The following is an 18,021-nucleotide window of genomic DNA, read 5'->3' on the forward strand; positions in this document are numbered from 1 at the left end:
CTCCGGAAAGACAAAACCCCGCACAAGGCGGGGTTAGGTAAAGGGGGTAAAGGTGCGAAAGAATTTAGCGGGTGATCACAAACTGGGCTGCCAACGTAGCCTCGGCATCAGCATCAAGCCCGGTCAGGTGCACCTCGCTGACCTCGGCCAACCGCACCACGGCACTGGCCCGACGTTCCTCAGTCGATTCGCCCAGCGGCCCGTACAGAATGCAGGCCGCCACTTCAGTGCCATCGGTGGCGGCGGGATCGTAGGGCGCAAACTCATTGGTCGCGGTGACCAGCCCCAGCACCTGGCCGGCACTCAAGGCGGCGCCTGCAGCCACCAAAATGGATTCACGAGAGATCTTCCCGGCCCCTTCGGAGAGCAGAAACTCGCCAGCGTGCAGCGTTTCGTACTTTACGGTCATGCTCGTGCTCCTTTTGCAGATTTGGATGGCCCCACGTGGGCCGCCTGACGGGCTGCCCAGATCGACGGAGGATCCGGTTGTTTCGCCAGCACCTTCGGTGCCGGGTCGTGATTGAGGGGCAAGCTGTTGTCTATTTCAAAACCGTTGCCGCTGCTGACAATCTTGTCGAACAGCCGCGCCCGTACGGCGGGGGCATCTAGCCCTGCCGCGACATATTCGGCGCTGAACTCAGGCAGCCGTGCCGCGACGCACAGGTCATGCACCGCCTTGGCCCGGGTCAGTGCCGCCTGAACGGTGACTTCGTCCTTGAGTCCGGAGGATTGAATCAGAGGTTCGATCAGGTTAATGATCCCGGCTTGAGTGCAGCCCTGAGTAATCATCAGGGCCAGCTTGGCTGAGTCGAACACGGGCGCGGGTGGATCGTGTGGCTCCGGAGTCGGCTCGGGCGCCTCATCGAGTTGGGCCAGCAATTCAGCCGGGGTGTGTTGGTAACGCTGAAGCACAGTGCCCTGCCCGAGGCAGGCCTTGACCGTAACGCCATCGCCGACCTCATCGGCCAATCCGAGGGCCACCGCTTCATTGGCGGTCAGCCAGGTTTCAGCGGCCACTAAACCCCGCAACTCCACCTCATCGATGTCCGGGGCTTTGGCCTTGTAGGCCGCAATGATCGCCTCCATGGTTTGGTCGAGAACATCGGCCACCTTGCGAAAGCTGTCGGCATCGCCCGCCGCGTAGGTCCACGGGTTGTGAATCATCAACATCGCGTTGGACGCGATCACCACCTTGTGGGCACCGCACACCGCGACACTGGCCGCGCTCGCGGCCAAGGCATCGATACGTGCCGTGCAACGCTCGCCCAACCGTGACAACGTGTTGTGCATAGCCAACCCGTCAAACAGGTCGCCGCCGATGCTGTTAAACGCCGCGATCACCGGCGACACCCCGTCATCCACGGCGCGCAGATCCTGCATAAACTGACTGGCGGTAATGCCCCAGGTACCGATCTCGCCATACACAAAGACTTCAATGACTCGCTCAGCGGCTTCGCCGCTGGCGTGCACGGCGTACCAGGTTTTATCCTGCACCGGCACCCGCTGGCCGGCCTTGTTGTAAATGCTCGCAGGCGTGTTCTTGCTCATGTTTGCTCCTTGTCGTCGAGCGCCTGAAGGAGGTCGACGAGCGTGCTGTAGTTGAGGCCCTTGCCGCGAGCTCGTTCGGCATCGGCGGCGTTTTCTTCGTCCACCGTTTCCGCGTCATAACCGGTGCGCAGGACCATCTCGCTGCGCGAGGCAAATCCTGCGTTAACTTCCATCGTGCGTGACTGAACATCCTGAACCGGATGGATATAGGCCCAGCCTTGTGGCACCCAGCGCGTACGCAGGTACTCGCGACGGCGCTGGGCGTAATCCGGCAACAACACAGCACCGCTGAGCACCGCCATGTCCATCCAGGCGGCTCGCACCGGGCGGCACAACTGGTGCACATACACACCAAATTGCAGCTGCTCCAGTCGACGTCGGAACTCGGTGAGCACCACCCGCAGCGCTCGGTCATTCACGTCGCGCATGTCGCCAGTGAGGATCTCGTACGGCATCCCGGCGCCGGCCGCTGCCGCCATCAATTGCTGACGCATGAAGTCCGAATAGTTATTGCCGGCATCCGGCGGCGTGGAAAACTCAACCTCCTCCCCCGGCAACAACTCCTGCATGGTCCCGGGCTCCAACGCCACCATGGGCGTGAAGCCATCCGAGGCGAGATTCAGCGGCGCACCGGTGACTGGGTCTACCGGGGTCTGGATGTCATCCGGTGACGGCTTTTTGATAAAGCCGGCAAACAGGTTGGCCACTTCCTGGCGGAACAGCACCGCATCGTCGTAGTTGTCCAGGCTGCGCAGGCGTTTGAGCACCGGCGACAACCGCGGCAAGCCGCGCAACTGACCCGGCTCGACCGGTTCAAAGATGTGCAGCACCTGGCTGGCCGGCACCCGTACCAGTTGGTTGTAACCACTGTTCAATGACGAGGCGTCGCCGGGATGCGAGCGGTACATCCAGTACGCCACCCGACGGCTGTCCGGAGTGAACTCGATCCCGGCGCGGATAACATTGCCGTTGCGCGCGACCTCGAACTTGTCGTGCGGCACAAATTCCGGGGCCAGCACCTGAAGTTGCAACGGCACCACCAGACCTTCATCGAGGCTGCGCGGACGCAGGCGGACAAAACACTCGCCGGCTGTTTCCACCGTCCGCGCAATCAGTGCCTGCTGCCCATAGAAGTCGGTCAGACCATCGGCGTCGGACTCTTCGGCCCAATCGGCCCAGAGTTCCTGCAGCAGGTGCCGGAGTTCATCGTCCTGGGTTTTCGGCCGTGGCGTGATGCCCGTGCCGATCAGGTTGCTGACCCGTTTATCAATGACGTTGAAGGCGTACGGGTCGTTGCGCACCGCCGCGCGGGAGCGCGAACGCAGGTTGCGTAACGCCGGAATGGCAATGCTGTTGAAGCCGGCGTCGGGCGCATCCCAACTCGCGGACCGACGCCCTTCGGCGGCCCCTTCATAACTGGCCTTGATGTTTGAGGGGATCAGGAAACCACTGCGGCCCAAGGTGGGAAAGTGATGAGCCATTACAGTCCCTTGCCTCCATGATAAAGCCGCACGATGCGCGACCGAGGACCGGCCGCCGCGATCAGTGAGCTACGAATTTCGTCGCGTGCCCTGAGCAGTTCGTCGATGTCGCGGTACTCAACGTTTCGATCCGCGTAGCGCACGATTTTTTCGCCGCGCGCGATTGCCTTCTCGACCGCATCGAGTTGCTGTTGGGTAAAGGCCATGGAGATCGCTCTAAAGTAAAAAGACAACGGGAAGTGCTACAGCGCGCGTCCCCTCAGCGTCGCTTGAGGTAGCCGCTGCTGGAGCTTCGACGTTGGGGGGGACGTGCTACGGGCAGCGGTGCCGCTGCCGGCTTCGCCGCTTGTGGTACGGGATCAGCCGGTTGCTGCCGCGGTGTTACCGGAGCGCTGACACGTTCGACCGTGACGGCTTTCTCGCCCAGTGGCACCGCCTGAAACAGAGCATTTTTCACCCGCTCCCAGTCGTGTTCCTTGTAGCGGTTCAGTCCCAGGTAATGTGCCATCGCCAGGCTGTACACCATCAAGTCGAGCGCCTCGTTGCGCTCCGCCTTGCCCTTGACCCACTCGATTTTTTTGTAGCCTTTGACGTAGCGGGTCACCTTGCGCTCGGCGACGCACTGGGCAAAAAAGTCATCCGGCAGGTCGTTGGCAAAGTGCAGCGCACCGGGACCGTCCTCCACCGGATAGCGGTTGTAAATCCAGTCCTTGGCGGTGTCGGTGCCGATGAACCAAAGCTCCACGCCCTTGCGCTCGGTCAGGCCTTTCCAGGTGACATCCATCATCGATGGCCGCTGCGCAATGACCGGACGACCCGGCTTACTCGCGCCCTTGACGGCGAAAATGTTGCGCCAGCGCCGCAGCCGGCAGAACTGGTACACCTCGTCGGTGTGATTGCCGCCGGAGTCGATGCCCGCTGCTCGGATCGTCAGCTCCGCACCACACGGATGCGGGTAACGCGCCTTGAGTTTGTCGTCGAGCACCGACCAGGTGCGTTCGTCGGAGGGGTCGCCCCAGATCACCTGATAGTCAATGATCCAGCGTTCCATGCCGGCGCCCCACCCAACCACCATGAACTCCAGCCGGTTGGCTTGAACGTCGATCGAGGCCGTTAGCATCAACACGGCGAACGGCATCGAGCCCAGACCATAAGTTTCCAGGCGTGCCCGCGCCATCAGCACATCAGCTTTCGTTTGCTCTTGGGCGCTGTCCCAAACCTTGGCCAGACGGGTGTTGTAGAACACCTGCATAGGCTCAAGATCGCCGCGGGACATGGCTGTCTTCGCCTTCTCGAACTGCTTTGCCAGCGAGGCCCAGCCCGTCCAGCCGGGCGGCGAGTACAACGCATTAAGGTTGAAGCCGACGGTTTCGCCATCGCCCTGGGCATGCGCGCGCCACTCACCCTCAGCCAACATCTCGCCTTTGTGATGCTCTTCGATCAACACATCACAGTCAGGCCCGGCGCACTCATAGTGCGCCAGTTGGCAATCCGCCGAGTAATGCAGGCGTTCCCACTCGAGGACCTGCATGTGCCCGCAATTCGGGCACGGTACGTAGTAATAACGCTGGTCGCTGGTTTCGAACAGATCCGCGATGCGCGAGGCGCCCCGGATCGTCGGCGAACTGGAAAAGTAGAACTTGGCGTTACGGCCAAAGGTACTGCCCCGGGTTTCAGCCAGCTCAATCGGGTCGCCCTCCTCTCCCACGTCCACCACCCAGCGATCCACTTCATCACCATAGATGTAGCGGGCCGACAGCTCCGACAGGTTTGCCGCCGAGCCGGCGGTGGTGATGTACAACGAGCCGCCTTCGAACTCCTTGGTGTCCATGGTGTTGCGCGCATCACGTGCTCGGTTTGCTGCCACCCGTTCGCGCAACACCGGGGTGGCTTTGATGGTCTTGCCGATGCGCGACGAGACCCGCTTGGCCAACCCCAAGCTGGGCAACAGCGTGAGAATGTTCGACGGTGCCATGTGGATCAGGCCGCCAATCCAGTTCAAGGCAATCTGGGTTTTCATCAACTGCGAGGCCACCATGGTCACCACGCGCTTGCACGGATGGGCCGGTGACAGGCAACGCATGGGCTCACGAGCATAGGGTGTACGCGCTGTGCGGTACTGCCCAGGTTCGGCGGCCCCGGCATCCCGCGGAATGCGCATGAACTCGTCAGCCCACTGATCAATCCAGACGTCCGGCTCTGGCCGCAATCCACGGAAATACGCCTCTCGGTACACCGCTGCACCGTCGGGCATTTCCGCTGCCATGGGTTAACTCGCTGTCGTCAAAGAATGAATAAGGTCCGTCGAGGCCATTCGTTCAGCATCGTCTAGCACGCGGCGCAAGGCGGCAGTGAGGTGCTTCTCGATTTGCCAGTGATCACTCATGGCGGCCAGTTCGGGCGCCAACTGTGGCGGCATGCCCAGCAACAGATCGCGCAGCATCCGCCCCGTCGTATACGCCGCCGTTTTCACAGCCTCCAACTCGACATGGGCGCCGCGATTTTTGTGAAACTCGCTCTCGCTCATGCGTGACTCATAGAACTCGCGGTAGGCACGAGACTCCTGAAAGTCTGGGATGCCCTCGATGGGCAATGGCGGCTGACGTGAAACCGTGGGTGGAGGTTCGTGCTCCATGGGTGGTGCTGGGATTTGCCCTTCCGGCTTGCGCTGAGTTCGTTCGCGCTCATGCCGCGCTGCCACGTTGGCTTTGCTCGGATCGGCAGTGCTGAACAAGAGCCGGTCCGTTGCCTCGACATCCACCATGCCGTCCGCCATCAGAACCAGGCGTCCGCTCTTGGCCAACTTCGACACATAGGGTTTCGACCAGCCTTGACGTGTGGCGAACTCCGCTTTGGTTAACGTTGTCATGTCCATGCCTTACGGTTAACCCAGCCGAGCCGAGAGTTAACCGAGTAAATTAGTCGGTTAACTCCTGGGTTAACCACCTGAAAGCCACGGCCTGTCTGGCTTTCAGCCAAATCCATGGCCTTACAGTCAGCCGCTTAGTTAACTCTGGGTTAACTGCCTTAGTTAACCGGTCTGAAAGCCACGGCCCGCTTGGCCAACAGGCGAATCTAGGGTTAACCGAGTTAACCAGATTAATTCGTTAGTTAACTGCTCTGTAAGCCACAGCCCGTAAGGCTTTCAGCCGAGTTAACCGGCTGAGTTAACCAGTTAACTAAGTTGGGAGGGCTGCCGCTAACGCGTTTGCGCGAGTCTTATGCCCCGTGTTCCTTGGAAGTTGCCAGGGTCCCCGGCCTCTGCCGAATAGCGTCGCTTCACAGCCGCGCCAGCATAGCGGCCGCAGCGCCGACACCAACAAGGAGCCCAAGCGCTAGCCCGGCTGTGAAGGGCCAGACAGCTGAGTTGAGTTTGCAGTCTGTAGCGTCGACGGGAGCGACCAACTCTGCTGGCTGACCTGGCATCAGACCATCGCACAGGGTGTGCTCCCGCACCAGATCAGAACGAACCAAAAAGCCACGGTCAGAACTACGGCCGACCATTTGCTCGTCTTTGTGCAAAACCAATTCGCCCCCGTATTGCACGAAGCTGTCAGCTTCAACGCAAACTGGGGCATAACGATCAGGTAGGTATACAGCGAACGTGGATTTGCTCATTTACTCACCTCTTTGAAACAAAAAAGGCCCACCGAAATGGCGAGCCTAGAGAGTTTTGGCAAAGCCAGAGACTGAGGTTTGGCACCTCATCTACTGGAGCTTTGGTGTATTTGAACCAGCGCCCCCATCTGCCGGCATGCCTAGAACGCCCGTCCTAGACGCATAAACCGGATATAAAAAACGAATCAACCGTGATAACAAGGATGTTTAGAGCATCTCAACCCACTACCTTCACGATGAGGACATGGAAATGCTAGTAGACATCTACCGTGATCAATCGCATGAAAAATATCTGATCGTTAATCACAATAAAGACATTACAAAGATCACGGCCGCAGATGCTGAGTTTCTGAATGATCTGAATCATTGGCGTCGTATTGATACCGACCTCGAAAACTTACCTACAGGCCTTCACACATACGAGGTGCTCATAGCAATAGAAGCACGTGGTTATTATGCTGCCAGACTCAAGGTGACCGTTCACGAAATCGAAATTCTTGACTAACTCACAACAGGTATTTCCCGATGGGAAGATCGGGAGATGCCTCAACCAAATCTTATGCAGATATCGCAGCAATCTGGCGCGCAATCTCGTCATGAATCAGTTTGGCTGACCAGGTATGCGCGACAAGGTCGGTACCGGCTTCCAGCATCGCAGCATCACCCTCGACGGAAATGGCCGGTGTGTCGGTCAGGTCGTTGTAGCTACCCGAGAAATCCGAAGTCCCACTGCCAATTGCGGCACGCGCAGCCGCAGCGTCGACACTCACCAGCACGGCCTTACCGACCTCCGAGGCATCTGTGATGCTGTCCGAGGTGATGTTGCCTGGCGTGCCGGCTGCGTTGTTCGTCCCCTTCACTACAGCCTGAAGCACTTGAAAGCCTTCAGTGATGGAGACAGGGCTACCGTACGGTTGCCAGCCATCGGCAATGGACTCTGCCAGCTTGGCCGTCAGCTCCTCGGGAGTGTTGGCGACGACGGTTTCGTATTGGGTGTAGGCCATGCTCTAAACCTCACGATTGAATGATTGAGCGGCGAGCGGCTGACATGCAGGCGACTCACCACAATGGATGTGGCCCGTGGTGGCATAGGCCAGCAGGAGCACAAGAGGCAGCACCCAAGAACAGCGCTTCATGGCGCCGAATCCGATTTAGGAAATTTGAAGTCGGCGAACCGATCAGCCAGATCGGCGATCTTCTTCACGCCTAGGAAACCGATGAACACACCAGCGGCCGTGGCGAAGTTTTGCGGTAAGCCGAAGTACTCCAGTAGTGGAATCAAGCCAATGGTGATCAGCGTACAAAGCGAAGCTTCAAGCAGCGCCTGCCGCCGCGTGCCACCACCATAAATGATGCGCAAAGCACCGACCACGAATGACAATGCTCCGGCGTAGATCGTCGACGCGTGCTGCCCCAACCACGCGAGAACGAGCAGCCAGGTGTCTGGTTTGTCGGGCATGTTTGTCATCCGAATTCCTCCCTTTTGGGGAGCGCAATAGGTCCGGCTCCAGCAGCACTCCCAGCTTGGAGCGATGGGTGTGGTGGAGCCGAAAACGAAAAAGCCCCGGCAAATGCCGAGGCTTGAAGAAAGCTAGAAAGCAAAAAGCCCAACTCTAGGTTGGGCTTTGCTCGCGGAAAAACCGCAAAGTAATGCGAAAACTATAGATCAGGACCGGGGTTGTCAACGGTACCCCATAAAGTTTATTGAGACATCTCGCAGTCCTTGAACATAGGTATTTTGGCGATGTCGCCACGGCCCGTGCAAATCACGTTTACCGTGTTGCCCTTCTTAAGGGCAGCCATAGCGGCCATGTTGGACTTGTCGAATGCAAATTGAGGTCCAAGGAACTGATTCGTGCCAGCAAGCACCAGATAAGGGTTGCCCTTGAAGTCCGTATTGATGTCGGTAATGCGACCGCTCACCTTGACTCTTTTATCCTTGAACTGCATGTCTGCCGCGACAGTGTTTTCCTCGTACATCGAAGCAACCTGCTGCGCTGTGTAGCTTTTCAGCGGCTCAGCCGGAGCTGTCGACGTAGAGGATGCCTGCTGAGCAGGAGCAGTTCGGGCAGTAGTTGGAGTCGACGAAGATCCCAGAAAGACCAAAACGCTCAAGATGAGCCATGTAAACCCAATAATGCGCGAAAGAACAGAGTGTCCTTTGCGCAGGAGGAACCAACTAAAGATCATCGGAATAAATACGATTCCGACCCCAAGAAGAAATCCAACTTGGCGTTTTACAGGCGCAGTCACAACATTCATAGAGCTCTCCGTGGCAATCAGGCGGGGGCCGGCATTCTGAATGTGCCACCTCCAAATTGTCACTATTCGATATCTGCTAGATCACGCAGCCTCGCGACGAAAATCCAAAGCGCCGTCGATCCAGGCGACACCGGACTTCCAGAGCTGCCGGGTCTTCTCCTCACCGAATCCGAGCTTCTTGCCGACGTCGACCAGCGCCTTGTCCCGCGCGGTGTAGTACTTCATCAGCACATTTCCACACTCCGGGTACCGCTTGAGCAGGCGGCCCATCAAGCCATCGATCATCAGCGCGTCGTCATCGGTGATCATTGGATCAGCGATGGTGTTTTCGCGAGATGCGCAGCACGACACGCCGGAGCCCAGCACCACCCAACGCCCCCAGTGCTCCAGCAGGTCTTCCACGGTGCGCTCGGTGAACTTCTTTGTTCTGGCCATAAATCAATCCCCGGTGAAATTCGATCCGCCGGCACCGCGACGGTTGTTCTGTTGGTAGTACGCAGCCGGGCCAGATGTCGAAAGGCCCCGCTTCAGTACTTCAATTTCGCGCTGAGCCTGCTGCAATTTGAAGCTCAACTGAGTCACTAACTCGTCCGAAGAAAGCACTAACCTGCTACCCGAAACGACCCAACCTGAGCCGTTGCAAACGGTGCAAATCAACTCATAAGAAACACCCCGGACCACCGCTTTGCCCTTGCAGACCGGACAGGGTTCCAGCTCGATCCGCTCTCTCTTAAAGCCAAGCCCCTGCCCTTTATTCATGATTTAAATCCTCGCCTATGATTGTTTTTGGAATAGCACTCAAAGCCACGTCTTCCGTGGGCTGTAGCTGATTACCAGAATCTCCCAATCTAACGCCGGTCAACCCGTGAATCAGGGCAAAGCCCTTCTGGTCTAGATGGGCGTGCCACTGCTCCAGGGCATTGCGCTTGCGACCCATCACGTCCGACTGGATGTACACCTTCACGTTGTGGCCCATCGCGTGGTTGATCAGCAGTTCACCAATCAGATGGTCGATGCCGATGTCTGCCCAGCCGGTACGGGCCACCTTGCGCAGGTCGTGACTGGTCCACTCGCCCTGCCCCAACTCGGTGAACACGGCGCACGCCTGCCCCTCACTCAACGCCTTGCCTTTACGGGACGGAAACAGGAACTGACCTTCATACCCTTTGGCCCGCTGGGTCTCGCGATAGCTGATCAGCACCTTGCACACCTGATCGGTCAGCGGCAGTAGATGCTCTACGCCGGTCTTGGTGTGTTCAGCCGGAATGAACCACTCGCGCTCAGCGAGGCTGATGTGCGACCAGCGCGCCTGACGGGTTTCGCCGATGCGGGTGCCATGGCAGAGCATCAGCAGAGCCAGTAGGCCGTTGGCAGGTTCGAGATCTGCTGGTCTCAACTGACGGAGAGTGGGCGAGGTATCTAAGTACATGGCGAACAGGTCCAGCAGGAACGGCAAGTCCGTACCCCGAAGCCTGGACGGCCTGACACCGACCTTCGCGCTGGAGAAGTCGCGGAACTTCATGACTGCCATGGGGTTGAGCGTGATCAAACCCAGCGTAAAGGCCTGACGGAACGCCAACGCCAGCAACTGGAACGCCGAGCGCAGATAGTCAATGGTGATTACTTCTTGCGCCGGCCACATGAGCATGGCGTCGAGAGCCGCCCGGTCGATACAGGTCAACGGCAGGTCGCCCAGGCATGGGACCAAGTGGCACTTGATCAGCGACGCCCCGGTTCCCTTGCGCTTGTCCGACAGGTTGCGGTCACGGGCCATGCGCTCGGCGTACCAGTTCAGCAATTCGCCGGTAGTGATCCACTTCGATAGGCTTGAACCAGCGCCGGCATCGAGGCGCAGCCGAATGGATGGCAAAGCGGCCACGACCTGCTTGGCGCTGAGGCCGGGGAAGCTGCCGATGCGGTTCCACTTACGCTTGGTGACCAGATACCAGGACGCCCGAGATCGATCCTGATTAAAACGCAGGTACAGGCCACGATTCTCGATGTCGCGCAGATCCCGGACGTCGCCGGCGGCCTGGCGCTTGATTTCGGCGTCGGTGATCTTAACGGCGGCGCTGCTCATCAGGCCTCCACCTCGGAACCGTCGAGCCAAGCCATGAACGCCGCCGGTACATCGGAGCCCGACTCGGCGACAACCTTGGCGCACACCTGAACCAGATCAGCCTGACGGCCATACGCCTGCTCGAAAGCGACCTTCTGCCCGTGCACGGCGAAACCGGGAAACCCGTCGCCGCCGTAGCCGTGCTGGTGGTGGCCAGCGCACAACGGCAATACGTACCAATGCGCGTGCGGCTTGGTGCGGCCGTCAACGTGGTGGATGCTGCAATGGTCGTTGTGAATATCCATCGAGACGCGGCAAGCCACGCAACCGACAGTGGTGACCAGAGTGTTGTGCCAGCGCTTCTGCTGGGCAGTGACCGAGCGACCCTTCATCCCGGCGCCCTCGCCTGTTCAAGCTCGATCAGCAACTCAATGCAGTGCTTGGCCTTCTCCAAGTCCGCGAGACCACCCTTGTCGCGCCACCGCGTCACGTACTTGATGACGCTGCCTTCGGCAAAGGGAATGCTGTTCGCGTGAATGTATTCGATGGGCTGGATTTTCAACGATTTGTAATGACCGCCAGCGACTTGGGTGTTCAATGCACTCATGCGGATGCTCCAGCGCGACGCGCGCGCAATTCAGCTATGGCCTTATTGCCAACATCTGGGGTTCGTTGAGCTTGCGGTGCTGCCAATTCAGCAACCGGCACTGGGCCGAGCTGCTCCCCCATCCAGACCTTGCGAACCTGCTCCAGATACCGCTTTTCGAAACTGATCAGACCAAGCTCGCGGCTGAGCAGTGGCAGGCTGTTAAACCCGGCGGCAGCGGTCGCGTGGTAGACGGCCGGGTGAAACCACTTCGCGATGCCGTGCATCGTTGGATGGCAGTTACGCAGGGCCTGCTTGTAAGCCGTCTCCACGTTCGGCAGCGGTGGGTTGAGCATTTCCGGCGTAGGCACGCAACCTTGAATGAACTTGCCTACGCTCGGGATGAAGTCGGAAGGTTCGGCGCGGCAGCGGATCAGACCGATATCGATCTGCTCCTGGGTGCAGATGCCGTTTTCGATGAACGCTTGTAACCAGGTGGCTTTCGATTCCTTGTAGGCCTTCGCATCCGGCCAAGCCTGACGCCATGCAGTGCGGATCGAGCGCAACTGGCGGAACAGCTGGTTGATCACCTTGCCGGTTTCATGGGCCTGATCTTGCTGGGCCTTCACCGAAACTTCGGTGCTCGCGTCAATGAATTCGCCGTGGCGAACCTTGGTCACTGCCTGTGCCGCTACCGTGGAAACTGCTCTCATTTCGCACCTCCATTCATCCATTCGGTGTTCTCGTCGTCGTACTCGTCCGAAGCGGCAGGTGATGCGGATCCTGCCGCCTTGACGCGCTCACGCTTGACCCAGGCGACCAGACGGAAGCACCAGCCCGCAGCGCTGTCGACGGTCGAAGGCTTAGCGACGAAGAACCCCTTGAACCCTGCGAGAAGTTCGTCAGTGACCGAGTCGTCAGGCAAGCCGGCGATGGCGAGTTGATCAGCCAACGCCTTATCACTCGGTGCCCAGGTGGCGAACATGGCGAAGCGTTGGCGATCATCGGCGGCGAGGGCCTGACGATCCTGCTCGGGGATGACTTCGGAAATCTCGCGCTGCTGCTGCTCTTCGGTTACTTGATGGTTAATTGATGTATTGGGTGCAGTGGCTGCACCCCGTTCGGTCGTAGGCTGCACCCCGTTCTGTTGTGAGTTGCACCCCGTGGCGTCATCTGCACCCCGTTTTGTACGGGGTGCAGAATTTGCACCCCGCAATAATTGAAGGTCGTAAACGACTGGGCGGCGGTCATGACGGTCGATGTGCACGGCGGCAATGGCTTGATTGCCCTTCTGGATAAGTCCGGACTTCTCCAGATCGTTCAGCTTGTAACGGACAGTGCGTTCAGACAGGCCGGTGTCTTGAGCCAGGGTCGAAGCGGATGGGAAGGCACCGGCACCGTTGGAGCCGGCGTAGTTGGCCAAGCACAACAGCACATGCCGGGCGCTGGGGTCTTTGAGGGATTGGATGGGCAAAGAGAGCGCCCAGGACATTGCTTGAACACTCACAGCGAGGCTCCGATATTAATTTCAGCCAAGCGAGCAAGGACTTTGGGCGTGACCATTGGATCGAAGGCAGCACGCTCGGCGATCTCGCGTGACGACATCGTGTGACGTGACAAGATTTGCGATTGCTCGAAAAGTGTCGCGACATGGTAGGTATTGCCGGGGTTAGCGATCGTGTTCATAATGACGCCACATTGTTTTACATGTTGTTGAAGAAGCCGGGTTGCAGCCCGGCTTTTTTGTGCCTGGGATTTAGTGAATCTTCGAGCCCACCAGCGCCGCGCGGTCAGCCATGGCAACGGCATGAGCGGCAAGCGAGCGGCAGAAGGATTCGAAGGACTCGGCGTAGCCCTTGTCTTTATGGTCAAACACGCCGTCCGCGAAAACCTTCCCGCCCAGCCCGGCGACATGACCGAAGCTCATCGAGATGCCAGCAAAAACCTGGAGGGCGTCATCGATGCCCGAGCCGATCTGCTTAACAGCAAGAAGGCCGTAACGACTCGATAGCTCGATTAGTGCACGGTCGCGCCAAGGTTGGTCGAGTGCCGCAACCCACGACTCTTCAATCCACGAAGGGATTTCGATACGGTCTCCGCTGTCGTCGAGCCAGCGCTCAACACGTTTGCTCCACGCTTTGTAGGCGCGGCCATATGCCTGTATGTCTGCGGTCTTGGTCATCCCTTGCAGATCAGGAAAGCCCTTCTCTTTACAACGCTCTGGAGCACGATCAAAGAGTTGATGGTTGAGCTGCTCTGCAAAGCCGTCCTGGCTCAAGCTCGTACGAGCGATCATGTCTCGCGCCATAGCAACCAAGACCGCATCGCGTGTTTCGTGTCGCAAATTCGACGTTTCCATGAGGCTCTCTCGTTCGTATTCTTGATTCAACGGATCAGGTGACAGGGGAATTGGGGTCCATGTACATACGGGTGTTCCGGATTGTTGAAATTGGTTATGCGGCTGATTTTTGGGATGGGAACGGACGCTGCTCTTTCGCCTGGAAGCTTCCATCTGGAAGCTCAAGCACTCGGATATCCCGTTTCGCGGTTAAGGCTTTGTAAATGGCTGGCGCAGTAACCCGAAGAAGCCTTGCGGCTTCGGACTGCCCTTTGTCAGCCACGAACTTGTCGAGGGGAGTCTCATTCATGGTCATGCCTCTGCTGTTGATGAGGTCGATATTAACCATCTGTTAATTTTTAATCAATACCGATGGTTTCTTCTAATTTTTAACCATTGGTATAAATTCGCCCGATGACTAAAAAACGAATCCTGCCGCCAGACCGCATGGCTGAGTGCGAAGCCGCGCACGCCCTCTTCCTCGCGAAGAAGAACGAGCTGAAGCTGAGCCAAAAGAAAATCGCGGACGCGGCCGGCATGACGCCTGCTGCGGTGAACCTTTATTTCAAAGGAATCAACCCTTTGAATGCGCAGTTCGCCTCGGTACTTGCGCGGATGCTCAATGAGCCGGTTGAGGCGTTCAGCTCTCGATTGGCAGAAGAGATAGCGGCGATGACTAGGGTTCCGGTTGCGAAAACTGCAAATGAGCCGTCAAAGTCATCCGCAGATATCGTTAATCAGATGCTAGCTAAGTACGGGAAGAATTTGCCGGAGGAAGCACAGCAGAGGATCGCCGGAGCCGTTGCGGAAACCGCGAATGAGGTGAAAACAAGCAACGTAATCGAGGCTGATTTCTCCGGACTGCGAGCACGACCAGATGAGATTTTAATTCCGCAGTACGACGTGCGCGGCGCGATGGGGCACGGGCAAGTTCCAGCCGATTACAACGAGGCGATTCGTAACCTGATCGTTCGGGAGGATGTGCTGCGCGAGAAGGGAGTGACCTACACATCTACTGCTGCGCTGGCTATGATCACCGGCTGGGGTCAGAGCATGGAAGGCACGATCAATGATAAAGACCCAGTGATCGTTGATCGCGGAATTAACGAATTCATTGGCGACGGGGTTTACGTGCTCACCTGGCACAGCCTTCTCTACATCAAGCGATTGCAGCAGGTCGATGAAGATCATTTACGGATGATCTCGGACAACAGGCATTACGAAAACCAGACCGCGCGAATCGATGATGTGACCATCCACGCGAAGGTTCTGCTGGTTTGGAATGCGCAGAAGGTTTGACTCTTCACTCTGCCATCTTCAATCGGTTTATAGCCGCCGGTCGGATGCCATATGGCTGCAAGCCACATCAGTGACCAGTGCCAAAGTCATGGCAAAATGTTCATGTTGACTATTCTGGCTTGCGCTCTACTATGGCGCAGCCTATAAATTTGATAGGCATTGGATGAAAATTGTTAAGCCGTTATGGACAACGCTCCAACTGGAAAATCTGGTCCATGTCCTTGCCAGAGACTCCAGTAAGGTGATCATCACCATCCACTGCCATGAAAGAATGGTGCAGCGTGGGGTATCAGCTATAGAGGTTCTTCGCTGCCTGCAAAGGGGGAGAATTGTAGATGAGCCCACCTACAACCAAAAGAATAAGCACTTCGTGTTCAGCATGAGCGAACCATCGCCAAGGGATATTGTGCGCGTGGTCGCTGCTGTGGAACCGAATCCGGAGCCCGGCAAGCTCTTCGCGGTAACGGTATGGGAGATATGAAAATGTTTGAATACAAGGGTAGCGGCCTGGATGGCATCTTCCTGAAGAACGGGTTCAGCATAGTCGAGACACCGTATGGCCAAGGCGTTGCTATCGAAGACATGGAAGGCCTGCACAAAGTAATCGCCGCCGATATCATCCGCCAAAAGACACCAATGACCGGCCACCAGTTTCGCTTTTTGCGCAAAGAGCAAGATCTTGTACAAGCTGAGCTTGCATCGTTACTGAGGGTTGACGTTCAGACAGTCGCCCGGTGGGAGAAGCTTGGATCCGAAGCGATTCCTGGGCCGTCAGACTTCGCAATGCGAGCCTTTTACTCGGCGTTTTGTCACATGGTGAATGGGCCTTTCGAGGTTTCACCCACCGCCATGCCGGATGAGGGAGCTGTTTTTGCGCTTAGCGAAGACCGCCAATGGTCAGAGGCTGTTGCAGCCTGAGCATAGATTTCAAGAAGCCCGCCACTGAGCGGGCTTTTTTGTGCTCGTCAGAAAGGTGCTGGCTCCACTACGACATCGAGGTCGACCACCTCAAGCACGCGATCCTCGTCTGAACGCGCTTCCCACCTCAACGTCACAGACTCATCGTCATTGAACGTCATCTCCAGATCGTCCGTCTCGGAAAGAAGCCCCATCACCTCCTCCCACTCCCGATCTCCGTCCGTGTCCAGGCGGTGGATCGTCACCCAGCGCTGCGCCTGTGCAGTTGGGTTATTGATCATCGAGGAAACACGCAGACCAAGCCGCTCCATCCCGCTGATTACCTGTCGCACTGCTGGTTTTTGCTGCTTCTTTGCCTTACCCACACAACCCCCTAGATACTGTATATACGTCCAGCGCTAGGAACTATAGCGAGGCCGCGCTTTATGGAATATCCCAAAAGCGCTAGGTAGCGAAATAGTAAATGGCGCCAAAACAAGCTCACATCAAAAATAAATAAACCATCGGTATTGACGCCAAAATATACCGATGGTTAACTACACCCATCGCAGCAACACACAGCCACTGCGAAGGGCCTCAAAGGGCCTGAGCGCTCTTTAACAGTTTGAAGACAGACCCTGATTGCGATCAGGGAACAACAACGCAACACAGCCCGCTTCCGTGTCCGGTCATTCGGCACGCTAGGTTTGCTGAGCAACAAGACAGCATCACTGCTGCACCTTGGCGACAGGGTGCATCGGGATGTCACCCCACCCTCCCCACGCCCACCGGTTCAAGCGGGTGTCCAGGGTGTTGCCAAATATCCGCAACCTTCAGGCTCAAGGAGTCGAAATGAATCAGACCATTCGCCAAAAACAAGCAGTCCTGCAGGTGTTGCGGGATCGCCTCTCAATGTCCACCTCGGAGATGTACCAAATGATCGGTCAGGAAGAGCCAGTACGGGCACTCCGCTTCACCATTGTCTCCCTGGGTGCAAATCAGTTCGACGTGATAGAGCGCTCTACCGGCCGCTCCCGCGGCGCCCAAACAGGTCATAACTGCGCCTGCCAGTACGCACAACAGCTTGAAGAAAACGCCGACGCCATTGAGTCAGTTGGCATGTCTGCCCGTCGTTTCGGTAGCCTCATGCTGCGCTGGGTTGTCGGCATGGCTGGGATGCTCGGCGTATTTGCTTTCTTCGGAGCGCAATGATGATCGGCGGCCCTATTCCTGATTCGCACCAGAAGGCGAAGGCCGACATCAACCGCAAGACTGCCGAGTACTTCGGTGTCGGTGGCAAGGTGACCGAAGCGCCAAGCTTCCAGACTCAGCATCCACCGCCACGGTCCACTGCGATTGATCCTGAAACCGTATTGAAGCGGCGACGACCATCCCCGGTACAATCCGAACGCAAGGAAACGCCAAAGCTCGTGGAGAGACTATGAGCAAGCGGAAGCCACACAATATGCGCGCTCGAATCGAGCGAATGAGCCGGGCACGGCTCAACACCCATCATGTCGCGGTGATCCACATCGATCCCAGCGGCCGCCAAGGGATGATCAACTGGAAGACGTGTAGGAGCATCCCGCCAGGACAGCGCATGGCCGAAGCAGTCTGTGACATCGCTCACCGCTGGACGATCTATGTCAGCGTCCAGTGCCGCGACCAGCGCGGCCACCGCTACACCAAATCGGTCGAGGTCGCGCCCCAAGGCAACTATATGGCCGCCCACCTCGAGGACGTGATCGAGGACACCTACAAAGCTCTGGTCGCCGATAGCAATCCGAATCATCGGGTCGCATCGGGCTGGATCGCCATTCCCGCTGAAGTCTCGCTGACTGAAGAGCAGGCCGCACGGATGTTCGATGCCGTTGGGGTCTGGAACCAGCTGAGGGCAGCATGAGGCGCATCAACCACCAGGTGCGACAGCGCC

General features: G+C 57.8%; 28 protein-coding genes. 7 read left to right on the forward strand and 21 right to left on the reverse strand.

Going from position 1 to position 18,021, the window contains the following annotated elements; translation table 11 throughout:
- Positions 1 to 64 precede the first annotated feature (64 nt).
- From AC3ISI_RS17935 to AC3ISI_RS17965, 7 genes are all read right to left on the reverse strand, one after another.
- The gene (locus tag AC3ISI_RS17935; RefSeq protein ID WP_489333144.1) at positions 65 to 409 is read right to left on the reverse strand and encodes a head decoration protein; all 345 of its coding nucleotides are present in this window, start codon (positions 407 to 409) and stop codon (positions 65 to 67) included.
- A complete protein-coding gene (locus tag AC3ISI_RS17940) occupies positions 406 to 1,548 on the reverse strand; it encodes a head maturation protease, ClpP-related (RefSeq protein ID WP_489333145.1) in 1,143 nt (380 codons plus the stop codon). Before AC3ISI_RS17940 ends, AC3ISI_RS17935 begins: the two co-directional genes overlap by 4 nt.
- Positions 1,545 to 3,029 (reverse strand): phage portal protein, encoded by a 1,485-nt coding sequence (locus tag AC3ISI_RS17945; protein ID WP_489333146.1) that lies wholly within the window; start codon positions 3,027 to 3,029, stop codon positions 1,545 to 1,547. Before AC3ISI_RS17945 ends, AC3ISI_RS17940 begins: the two co-directional genes overlap by 4 nt.
- On the reverse strand, positions 3,029 to 3,235 hold the full coding sequence (locus AC3ISI_RS17950; RefSeq protein ID WP_027923826.1) for a phage head-tail joining protein: 207 nt from the start codon (positions 3,233 to 3,235) through the stop codon (positions 3,029 to 3,031). Before AC3ISI_RS17950 ends, AC3ISI_RS17945 begins: the two co-directional genes overlap by 1 nt.
- A 53-nt stretch (positions 3,236 to 3,288) precedes the next feature.
- On the reverse strand, positions 3,289 to 5,295 hold the full coding sequence (locus AC3ISI_RS17955; RefSeq protein ID WP_489333147.1) for a phage terminase large subunit family protein: 2,007 nt from the start codon (positions 5,293 to 5,295) through the stop codon (positions 3,289 to 3,291).
- A 3-nt stretch (positions 5,296 to 5,298) separates the two neighbouring features.
- Complete coding sequence (locus AC3ISI_RS17960) at positions 5,299 to 5,898, reverse strand: terminase small subunit (RefSeq protein ID WP_489333148.1); 600 nt, start codon at positions 5,896 to 5,898, stop codon at positions 5,299 to 5,301.
- 410 nt (positions 5,899 to 6,308) lie between these two features.
- Positions 6,309 to 6,647: a hypothetical protein gene (locus tag AC3ISI_RS17965; RefSeq protein ID WP_489333149.1), complete on the reverse strand. Its 339-nt coding sequence runs from the start codon at positions 6,645 to 6,647 to the stop codon at positions 6,309 to 6,311.
- 244 nt (positions 6,648 to 6,891) lie between these two features.
- On the opposite strand from AC3ISI_RS17965, the gene AC3ISI_RS17970 reads away from it, so the two are divergent.
- Positions 6,892 to 7,152 carry a hypothetical protein gene (locus tag AC3ISI_RS17970; RefSeq protein ID WP_489333150.1) on the forward strand — a complete coding sequence of 87 codons (261 nt, stop codon included), beginning with the start codon at positions 6,892 to 6,894 and terminating at the stop codon, positions 7,150 to 7,152.
- Positions 7,153 to 7,204: 52 nt separating this feature from the next.
- Here the strand turns inward: AC3ISI_RS17970 and AC3ISI_RS17975 are convergent, their stop codons facing one another.
- The 13 genes from AC3ISI_RS17975 to AC3ISI_RS18035 all read right to left on the reverse strand — a co-directional run bounded on the left by AC3ISI_RS17975 (position 7,205) and on the right by AC3ISI_RS18035 (position 14,241).
- A complete protein-coding gene (locus AC3ISI_RS17975) occupies positions 7,205 to 7,651 on the reverse strand; it encodes a DUF1737 domain-containing protein (protein WP_489333151.1) in 447 nt (148 codons plus the stop codon).
- 128 nt (positions 7,652 to 7,779) lie between these two features.
- Positions 7,780 to 8,115, reverse strand: coding sequence for a phage holin, lambda family (locus AC3ISI_RS17980; RefSeq protein WP_123431805.1), 336 nt, complete (start codon positions 8,113 to 8,115; stop codon positions 7,780 to 7,782).
- A gap of 233 nt (positions 8,116 to 8,348) precedes the next feature.
- Complete coding sequence (locus AC3ISI_RS17985; RefSeq protein ID WP_489333152.1) at positions 8,349 to 8,909, reverse strand: OB-fold protein; 561 nt, start codon at positions 8,907 to 8,909, stop codon at positions 8,349 to 8,351.
- A gap of 81 nt (positions 8,910 to 8,990) precedes the next feature.
- Positions 8,991 to 9,344 carry an antiterminator Q family protein gene (locus tag AC3ISI_RS17990; protein WP_489333153.1) on the reverse strand — a complete coding sequence of 118 codons (354 nt, stop codon included), beginning with the start codon at positions 9,342 to 9,344 and terminating at the stop codon, positions 8,991 to 8,993.
- Between the two features lie 3 nt (positions 9,345 to 9,347).
- Positions 9,348 to 9,668, reverse strand: coding sequence for a hypothetical protein (locus AC3ISI_RS17995; protein ID WP_489333154.1), 321 nt, complete (start codon positions 9,666 to 9,668; stop codon positions 9,348 to 9,350).
- Entirely contained in the window at positions 9,661 to 10,989 is a 1,329-nt protein-coding gene (locus AC3ISI_RS18000; RefSeq protein WP_489333155.1) for a tyrosine-type recombinase/integrase, read from the reverse strand. Before AC3ISI_RS18000 ends, AC3ISI_RS17995 begins: the two co-directional genes overlap by 8 nt.
- Positions 10,989 to 11,360 carry a Ref family recombination enhancement nuclease gene (locus tag AC3ISI_RS18005; protein WP_489333156.1) on the reverse strand — a complete coding sequence of 124 codons (372 nt, stop codon included), beginning with the start codon at positions 11,358 to 11,360 and terminating at the stop codon, positions 10,989 to 10,991. The genes AC3ISI_RS18000 and AC3ISI_RS18005 overlap by 1 nt, the downstream gene beginning before the upstream one ends.
- Complete coding sequence (locus AC3ISI_RS18010) at positions 11,357 to 11,575, reverse strand: DUF3310 domain-containing protein (RefSeq protein ID WP_489333157.1); 219 nt, start codon at positions 11,573 to 11,575, stop codon at positions 11,357 to 11,359. Before AC3ISI_RS18010 ends, AC3ISI_RS18005 begins: the two co-directional genes overlap by 4 nt.
- Entirely contained in the window at positions 11,572 to 12,267 is a 696-nt protein-coding gene (locus AC3ISI_RS18015; RefSeq protein ID WP_489333158.1) for a replication protein P, read from the reverse strand. Before AC3ISI_RS18015 ends, AC3ISI_RS18010 begins: the two co-directional genes overlap by 4 nt.
- The gene (locus tag AC3ISI_RS18020; protein ID WP_489337746.1) at positions 12,264 to 13,046 is read right to left on the reverse strand and encodes a helix-turn-helix domain-containing protein; all 783 of its coding nucleotides are present in this window, start codon (positions 13,044 to 13,046) and stop codon (positions 12,264 to 12,266) included. The genes AC3ISI_RS18015 and AC3ISI_RS18020 overlap by 4 nt, the downstream gene beginning before the upstream one ends.
- Positions 13,047 to 13,057: 11 nt before the next feature.
- Complete coding sequence (locus AC3ISI_RS18025; RefSeq protein WP_489333159.1) at positions 13,058 to 13,240, reverse strand: hypothetical protein; 183 nt, start codon at positions 13,238 to 13,240, stop codon at positions 13,058 to 13,060.
- Positions 13,241 to 13,310: 70 nt separating this feature from the next.
- On the reverse strand, positions 13,311 to 13,913 hold the full coding sequence (locus tag AC3ISI_RS18030) for a hypothetical protein (RefSeq protein WP_489333160.1): 603 nt from the start codon (positions 13,911 to 13,913) through the stop codon (positions 13,311 to 13,313).
- A gap of 94 nt (positions 13,914 to 14,007) precedes the next feature.
- Positions 14,008 to 14,241, reverse strand: a complete 234-nt coding sequence (locus tag AC3ISI_RS18035; protein ID WP_489333161.1) for a Cro/CI family transcriptional regulator — start codon at positions 14,239 to 14,241, stop codon at positions 14,008 to 14,010.
- A 65-nt stretch (positions 14,242 to 14,306) separates the two neighbouring features.
- Between AC3ISI_RS18035 and AC3ISI_RS18040 the strand changes: the two genes are divergently transcribed.
- From AC3ISI_RS18040 to AC3ISI_RS18050, 3 genes are all read left to right on the forward strand, one after another.
- Entirely contained in the window at positions 14,307 to 15,191 is an 885-nt protein-coding gene (locus AC3ISI_RS18040; RefSeq protein ID WP_489333162.1) for a LexA family transcriptional regulator, read from the forward strand.
- Positions 15,192 to 15,354: 163 nt separating this feature from the next.
- Entirely contained in the window at positions 15,355 to 15,672 is a 318-nt protein-coding gene (locus AC3ISI_RS18045) for a DUF4258 domain-containing protein (RefSeq protein ID WP_489333163.1), read from the forward strand.
- A complete protein-coding gene (locus AC3ISI_RS18050; RefSeq protein WP_489333164.1) occupies positions 15,669 to 16,109 on the forward strand; it encodes a helix-turn-helix domain-containing protein in 441 nt (146 codons plus the stop codon). Before AC3ISI_RS18045 ends, AC3ISI_RS18050 begins: the two co-directional genes overlap by 4 nt.
- 47 nt (positions 16,110 to 16,156) lie before the next feature.
- Here the strand turns inward: AC3ISI_RS18050 and AC3ISI_RS18055 are convergent, their stop codons facing one another.
- The gene (locus AC3ISI_RS18055; protein WP_489337747.1) at positions 16,157 to 16,420 is read right to left on the reverse strand and encodes a DUF1654 domain-containing protein; all 264 of its coding nucleotides are present in this window, start codon (positions 16,418 to 16,420) and stop codon (positions 16,157 to 16,159) included.
- A gap of 520 nt (positions 16,421 to 16,940) precedes the next feature.
- Between AC3ISI_RS18055 and AC3ISI_RS18060 the strand changes: the two genes are divergently transcribed.
- Genes AC3ISI_RS18060 through AC3ISI_RS18070 form a run of 3 tightly spaced genes read left to right on the forward strand, consistent with a single transcriptional unit; the run spans position 16,941 to position 17,991 of the window.
- Positions 16,941 to 17,300 (forward strand): hypothetical protein, encoded by a 360-nt coding sequence (locus AC3ISI_RS18060; protein ID WP_489333165.1) that lies wholly within the window; start codon positions 16,941 to 16,943, stop codon positions 17,298 to 17,300.
- Entirely contained in the window at positions 17,297 to 17,533 is a 237-nt protein-coding gene (locus AC3ISI_RS18065) for a hypothetical protein (RefSeq protein ID WP_489333166.1), read from the forward strand. Before AC3ISI_RS18060 ends, AC3ISI_RS18065 begins: the two co-directional genes overlap by 4 nt.
- Positions 17,530 to 17,991, forward strand: a complete 462-nt coding sequence (locus AC3ISI_RS18070; RefSeq protein ID WP_489333167.1) for a hypothetical protein — start codon at positions 17,530 to 17,532, stop codon at positions 17,989 to 17,991. The genes AC3ISI_RS18065 and AC3ISI_RS18070 overlap by 4 nt, the downstream gene beginning before the upstream one ends.
- Positions 17,992 to 18,021 lie beyond the last annotated feature (30 nt).

It is taken from the genome of Pseudomonas sp. GL_139_B (genome assembly GCF_057834475.1).